The following is a 6000-nucleotide window of genomic DNA, read 5'->3' on the forward strand; positions in this document are numbered from 1 at the left end:
AACAACGAGCCCTCCCAGGTGCTCGCTAGGATGGTGGGTTCGGACCGTCCGGTCCACGTCGGACTCTTCCGGAGGAATCTCTTGCGAGCTCGGGTACTCGTGTCCGTCGCCGTTGCGGCAACCATCGCGCTCGGCGCCACCGAGGTGCGAGTTCTTGTCGCCCGCGCAGACCACGGAGATCAAGCAGATCACCGACGGCGTGGACGTCTCGACGGGCAAGATCGCTGTCCGCAACGCGCTGCTCATTACCTCGGACGACGGTGAGCAGGCGCGCTTCATCGGCACCCTCGTGAACACCGCCGAGAAGGACGACATCACCGTCTCGATCGAGATCGGCGGCGACACCCAGACCGTCGAGGTCGCCCGCGAACACGCACGTCGACCTCGCCGATGACGACCGACACCACGGCCGAGGGCGCCACCGAGGACACCGGCTCGACCACGCAGGGCACCGAGGCCGGCGAGAGCACCGACGTCGTCTTCGACAACGCCGACGCCGCGGCCGGCTCGCTCGTGAAGGTCTACTTCTCGTACTCGGGTGCCGAGGGCGTCTCCGCCAACGTGCCGGTGCTCACCAGCGCGCAGGAGGAGTACCAGACCCTCGCGCCGACGCCGACGCCGACTCCGACGAGCACGTCGACCGCCCCCTCCGAGAGCGGCTCCGAGCCGACGGGCGACGCGACGGACACCCCGATCAACCCGTAGCGCACAGCGCGACCGCCTGGATGGCGCGGTGCCGGTCCCCTGGGACCGGCACCGCGCCTCGCTGGCGTTGCGCCCGACGGGCGTCAGCCCTCGATGCGGTAGCCGAGTCCGCGCACGGTGACGAGTATCTCCGGTGCGCTCGGGACGCGCTCGATCTTCGAGCGGATGCGCTTGATGTGCACGTCGAGGGTCTTCGTGTCGCCCGAAGTAGTCCGAGCCCCAGACCCGGTCGATGAGCTGCCCGCGGGTGAGCACGCGCCCGGCGTTGCGGAGCAGCAGCTCGAGCAGCTCGAACTCCTTGAGCGGCATCGGCGTCTCCGGAGCCGTCCACGGCCACGGTGTGCCGTTCGACGTCCATCCGGATCCCGCCGACCTGCAGGATGCCGCTCTCCGCCGGGTCGTCCTCGGTCCGGCGACGGAGCACGGCGCGGATCCGGGCGAGGAGCTCCCGCGTCGAGTACGGCTTCGTCACGTAGTCGTCGGCGCCGAGCTCGAGCCCGACGACGATGTCCACCTCCGAGTCCTTCGCCGTCAGCATGATGATCGGGATGTTCGACCGGGTGCGGATCTGGCGGCGCACCTCGGTGCCGGAGAGGCCCGGCAGCATCAGGTCGAGGAGCACCAGGTCGGGGTTCTCCGCGTCGAACTTCGACAGCGCGGTCACACCGTCCGCAGCGACGGAGGTGTCGGCCACCTCGCGCTGCGGCACCAGGAACTCCAGGGGGAAGTCGCTCAGGGCCGGCTCGTCGTCGACGATGAGGATCTTGGTCACGATTGCTGCTCTTCCAGTTGCTCTTCGAGTGCGGTGGTCAGTTCGGGGTCCGCCTCGGGCAGGCGGATGGTGAAGGTCGATCCCTTGCCGGGCTGCGACCAGACGCGGACGTCGCCGCCGTGGTTGCTCACGACGTGCTTGACGATCGCGAGCCCCAGGCCGGTGCCGCCGGTGGCGCGGGACCTGGCCGGGTCGACGCGGTAGAAGCGTTCGAACACGCGGTCGAGGTCGGCCTCGGGGATGCCGACGCCCTGGTCCATCACGGCGATCTCGGCGAAGCCTTCGACGAGCGCACGCCGACGCCGACGCGGGTGTAGTCCGGCGAGTACTTGACGGCGTTCGCGATGAGGTTCGACACCGCGATCTGCAGCAGGCCCAGGTCGCCCATCGCCCGGAGCTTCGACTTCTTCGCCCGCACGAGCTCGATGTCCCGGGCGCGCGCGACGATCTCGTTCGTGTCCACGGCGGCCTGCACGATGCGGTCGATCGAGGTCTCCTCGCTGTTCTCCAGCGTGTCGACGGACTGCAACACGCCGAGCTCGATGATGTCCTTCGTCAGGGCTGCCAGTCGTTCGAACTCGGTGACGAGCTGGGCCGCGAACCGGCGGACGTGCTGCGGTTCGTCCGCGGCGGCGACGGGGGTCTGGACGAAGCGGCCGATGGCGCCGATCAGGGTCTTCAACTCGTGCGAGATGTTCGCCACGAAGTCACGCCGGACCTCGTCGATGCGGTGGCTCTCGGTGAGGTCGTCCGCCGTGACGAGCACGTACCGGTTGCCGAGCTGCGCGGCGCGGAAGCTGAGGTAGCCGATGAGCTCGCCCCGACGGCCGCGCGGGAGGCTCGGGTCCTCGAACCCCATCTCACCACTCTTGCGCACCCGGTCGACCAGGTCGGCGGCTCCTGGTGCACGAGCTTCCGCCGCGCCGAGTCCCACGGTCAGTGCCTGTGGCGACTTGCCGGCGACGACGGTGTTCGAGGGGTCGACCACCACGGCCGGGTTGTGCATCGTGGCGATGACCGCGGCGACGCCGTCCGGCAGCGATGCGTTCTGCCACGTCGGCTGCACGAGCCGTGCGCTCGGCGGTGATGATCAGCACCACGACGCCCCGCGCCGAAGACCCCGCCGAGGAGCATCGACAGTGGCACGAGCCACGCGTTGTCCATGCCGTCAGTGTAGGAGTGGTCACACGGGGTTCGGGCGCCGTTCACCCCGTTCGCGGTGGTTCCGGCTCCGGATCGCGAAGCGTTCGGCCGCGCGTCACCGTTCGTTCACCTGAGCTGACGACACTCGACCGGTACGCAGAGAAGGTACTCCCCATGCGCGAAGTCTTCCAGCAGGAGCTCCAGGACGTCCAGGAGCGACTGACCAAGATCGCCGGGCTCGTCGAGTCCACGCCATCACCCGTGCCACCCAGGCCTTCAGCGGCTCCGACGTCGCGCTCGCCGAGGAGGTGATCGCCGACGACGCCAAGATCGACGAGGCCGCCAACAGCCTCGACGAGATCGCCATCGACATCCTGGCGCGCCAGGCTCCGGTGGCCCGCGACCTCCGCGTCGGCGTCACCGCCCTGCGCGTCGGCTCCTCGCTCGAGCGCATGGGCGACATGGCCCGGCGCATCGCGCGGCAAGCGTCAGCGGTTCCCGGAGAAGGTCGTGCCGAAGGGCCTCCGCTGAAAGCACCTTCAAGCAGATGGGCGCACACGACGTCGCGATGTCTCCAAGCTCACGCGCCTGCTCGCGACCGAGGACATCGCGCTCTCCGCCGAGATCCGCGACGAGGACGACGCCGTCGACGAGCTGCACGCCAGCGTGTTCGACTTCGTGCTCGGCGGGGCGTGGAAGGGCAACCCGATCGACACGGTCGACGCCACCCTCGCCTCGCGCTACCACGAGCGCTTCGCCGACCACGCGGTCTCGATCGCGAAGAAGGTCGAGTACCTGGCGACGGGCAACTGGACCGGCGCCTCGACCGCGACCGCGGCGGTCTGACCCCGGGTTCTCCCCGCGAAGCACAAACGCGCAACGTCGGCGGTTGCTCGCAGCGAAGTACCGCTTGCGGGCCTTCGCCGCCGTTGCGTTTGCGATGGTGAAGGCGGGGCGGGAGGATCGACGCATGGCCCAGGTCGCGATCATCGTCAACGGCATGCCCGGTTCCGGCAAAGAGCACGATCCGCCCTCGCCGAGGTGCTCGGCTGCCTTTTTGTCGAAGGACCGGATCAAGGAGCCCCTCGCGGACATCGTGGGGCCGATGATCGCGTCACGTCCGCTCGGCGGGATCGCGATGGACTCCGTGTGGGCGATGGCCGGCGCGGTCGAGAACGGCGTCGACGCCGTCTGGGTCACCGAGGAGAGCCGGGACCACCTGACGGCCGGGCTGCTCACCGCGGGGTCACCGCGGGCCGTCGAGGTCTGGTGCCACGTTGACCGGGACACCGCCGACGTGCGACTGCGTGACCGGTACGAGCCGGACGCACCGATCCGGCACGAGGTGCACGGCGACCTCGCGTCGATCCTCGAGACCTGGGACGACCTCGGACCGACCGCCGGCCCGACCGGGCTGATCACCGTCGTCCGGGTCGACACCACGAAGCCCTACGACGTCGGTGCGCTCGTGCAGGAGATCGCGTCGCACTTCATCTGACCGGCCGCGGCCCGCGGAGCTGACCACGTCGCCGAAGCGACATCGTCTTGATGTGGTGATCCGTTCCTCCCGGCAGCGCGACGGGAGTCGGCGGACGACACGACGAACGCCCCGCCCGGAGACCCGACGGGGCGTTCGTGTGTGGGGTGCTACTTCTTGGCGCCCTGGGCGGCGACCGCTGCGGCACCCGCGGCGGCGGCCTCGGGGTCGAGGCCCAGTACGCGGGCTTCGTCGGGCGGAACTCGTCGTCGAGCTCGTACACCAGCGGGATGCCCGTCGGGATGTTGAGGCCGGCGATGTCGTCGTCGGAGATGCCGTCGAGGTGCTTCACGAGCGCCGCAGCAGTTGCCGTGCGCCGTGACGAGGACGGTCTTGCCCGCGCCGAGGTCCTTCGTGATGTCCGACTCCCAGTACGGCAGCAGACGGTCGATCACGAGCTTGAGCGACTCCGTGCGCGGCAACTGGTCGCCGAGGTCGGCGTAGCGGCGGTCGCTGGTTTGCGACCACTCGGCGTCGTCGTCGATGGGGGCGGCGGCACGTCGAACGAACGGCGCCACTCCATGAACTGCTGCTCGCCGTACTCCGCCGAGGTCTGGGCCTTGTCCTTGCCCTGCAAGGCGCCGTAGTGACGCTCGTTGAAGCGCCAGTCGCGCTTGACCGGCGGCAGCCAGGCCAGGTCCGCCTCGAGCAGGGCGATGTCCGTCTGGATCGCGCGGGTGAGCAGGGAGGTGTACAGGACGTCCGGGACGATGCCCGACTCGCTGATGAGCTCGCCGGCGCGCTTCAGCACTCCTTCTCGCCCAACTCGCTGAGTCGGACGTCGACCCAACCGGTGAACAGGTTCTTCTGGTTCCAGTCACTGTTGCCGTGACGGAGCAGGACGAGCGTGGAGGTCATGCCACCGATCCTACCGAGCAGCACCTGGCCCGTACGCTGGTCGGTATGCCCATCGGGAGCGTGACGCGCGGGACGACCGGGTACAACCGGCTCCGCCGCGTCGACCGGTGAATCGCCGCGCTGCCCGCCCTGCGGCGGACCTCCGACCCGCTCGTCGCGGACGTCGGCTACGGCGCGCGGCCGACGACGACGCTCGAGCTCCGGGACCGCCTGGCGCGGGTCCGGCCGGACGTCGAGGTCACCGGCATCGAGATCGAACCGGCACGTGTGGCGCTCGCGAACGCCAGGACGCGCGACGGGGTGACGTTCCGGCTCGGCGGCTTCGAGACGCCGACGCCCGGCGGCCGACGCCCCGTCGTGATCCGCGCGTTCAACGTCCTGCGGCAGTACGACGAGTCCGGGTGACGGCCTCGTGGCGGATCATGCAGGACCGGCTCCAGCCCTGGCGGCGCACTCGTCGAGGGGACGTGCAACGAGGTCGGCCGGGTGGCCTCGTGGGTGACGCTCGACGAGCTCGCGCCCCGCACGTTCGGTGTCACTGCGCGGCTCGCCGGGCTCGACGTTCCGAGCGTCGTCGCTGAGCGGCTGCCGAAGGCGCTCATCCACCGGAACCTGCCGGGCGAGCAGTTGCACGCGTTCCTGCGCGACCTCGACCTGGCGTGGGCGATCGCTGCGCCGCTCGGCACGTACGGGCCCCGGCAGCGGTGGATCGCGACGGTGCGGGGCATGCGCGACCGCGGTTGGCCGGTGCTGCACGGGGTGACGCGCTGGCGGCTCGGCGACAGCGTGCCGTGGTCGGCGGTCGAGCCGGCCTACGGCCGGCACGGTCGGCGGAGCAGTTCGGGCTGCCCTCGCCAGGCGCAGGCCGACGTCGACCGGGCGAGCGAGGGCGACCCGGCGGGCGGGCGACCCGGCGGCCGGCCGTCGACTCAGCCGCGCTTGACGGCCCCGAGCCGCGGCAGGCGCGGCACGTTCGCGGTGGCGC

General features: G+C 70.4%; 5 protein-coding genes and 4 pseudogenes. 5 read left to right on the forward strand and 4 right to left on the reverse strand.

Annotated features, from left to right (window positions below; all coding sequences use genetic code 11):
- Positions 1 to 154: 154 nt before the first annotated feature.
- Both ACZ8AI_RS19770 and ACZ8AI_RS19775 read left to right on the forward strand, forming a co-directional pair.
- Complete coding sequence (locus tag ACZ8AI_RS19770) at positions 155 to 394, forward strand: hypothetical protein (protein ID WP_464859556.1); 240 nt, start codon at positions 155 to 157, stop codon at positions 392 to 394.
- Complete coding sequence (locus ACZ8AI_RS19775) at positions 391 to 705, forward strand: hypothetical protein (protein ID WP_464859557.1); 315 nt, start codon at positions 391 to 393, stop codon at positions 703 to 705. Before ACZ8AI_RS19770 ends, ACZ8AI_RS19775 begins: the two co-directional genes overlap by 4 nt.
- 83 nt (positions 706 to 788) lie before the next feature.
- Here ACZ8AI_RS19775 and ACZ8AI_RS19780 read toward each other — a convergent pair.
- The 3 genes and pseudogenes from ACZ8AI_RS19780 to ACZ8AI_RS19790 form a co-directional block, all read right to left on the reverse strand.
- A pseudogene (locus ACZ8AI_RS19780) lies at positions 789 to 1477 on the reverse strand (winged helix-turn-helix domain-containing protein).
- Positions 1474 to 1737, reverse strand: coding sequence for a sensor histidine kinase (locus ACZ8AI_RS19785; protein WP_464859558.1), 264 nt, complete (start codon positions 1735 to 1737; stop codon positions 1474 to 1476). The pseudogene ACZ8AI_RS19780 and the gene ACZ8AI_RS19785 overlap by 4 nt, the downstream one beginning before the upstream one ends.
- Positions 1737 to 2543, reverse strand: coding sequence for a sensor histidine kinase (locus ACZ8AI_RS19790; RefSeq protein ID WP_464859559.1), 807 nt, complete (start codon positions 2541 to 2543; stop codon positions 1737 to 1739). The genes ACZ8AI_RS19785 and ACZ8AI_RS19790 overlap by 1 nt, the downstream gene beginning before the upstream one ends.
- A gap of 251 nt (positions 2544 to 2794) precedes the next feature.
- Between ACZ8AI_RS19790 and phoU the strand changes: the two are divergent.
- Together phoU and ACZ8AI_RS19800 are read left to right on the forward strand one after the other, a co-directional pair.
- Positions 2795 to 3466, forward strand: a pseudogene (gene phoU / locus ACZ8AI_RS19795) (phosphate signaling complex protein PhoU).
- 124 nt (positions 3467 to 3590) lie between these two features.
- Complete coding sequence (locus ACZ8AI_RS19800) at positions 3591 to 4118, forward strand: P-loop nucleotide/nucleoside kinase family protein (RefSeq protein WP_464859560.1); 528 nt, start codon at positions 3591 to 3593, stop codon at positions 4116 to 4118.
- A 149-nt stretch (positions 4119 to 4267) separates the two neighbouring features.
- Here ACZ8AI_RS19800 and ACZ8AI_RS19805 read toward each other — a convergent pair.
- Positions 4268 to 5015, reverse strand: a pseudogene (locus tag ACZ8AI_RS19805) (phosphoglyceromutase).
- A gap of 111 nt (positions 5016 to 5126) precedes the next feature.
- Between ACZ8AI_RS19805 and ACZ8AI_RS19810 the strand changes: the two are divergent.
- Positions 5127 to 5828, forward strand: a pseudogene (locus tag ACZ8AI_RS19810) (class I SAM-dependent methyltransferase); the annotation flags it as partial.
- Positions 5829 to 6000: the final 172 nt, after the last annotated feature.

The sequence above is a fragment of the Curtobacterium sp. AC273 genome, assembly GCF_979253735.1.

Coding starts and splice junctions, on each gene's coding strand:
- ACZ8AI_RS19775 (WP_464859557.1), top strand. CDS start 391: ATGACGACCGACACCACGGCCGAGGGCGCCACCGAGGACACCGGCTCG.
- ACZ8AI_RS19785 (WP_464859558.1), bottom strand. CDS start 1,737: ATGGACCAGGGCGTCGGCATCCCCGAGGCCGACCTCGACCGCGTGTTC.
- ACZ8AI_RS19800 (WP_464859560.1), top strand. CDS start 3,591: ATGGCCCAGGTCGCGATCATCGTCAACGGCATGCCCGGTTCCGGCAAA.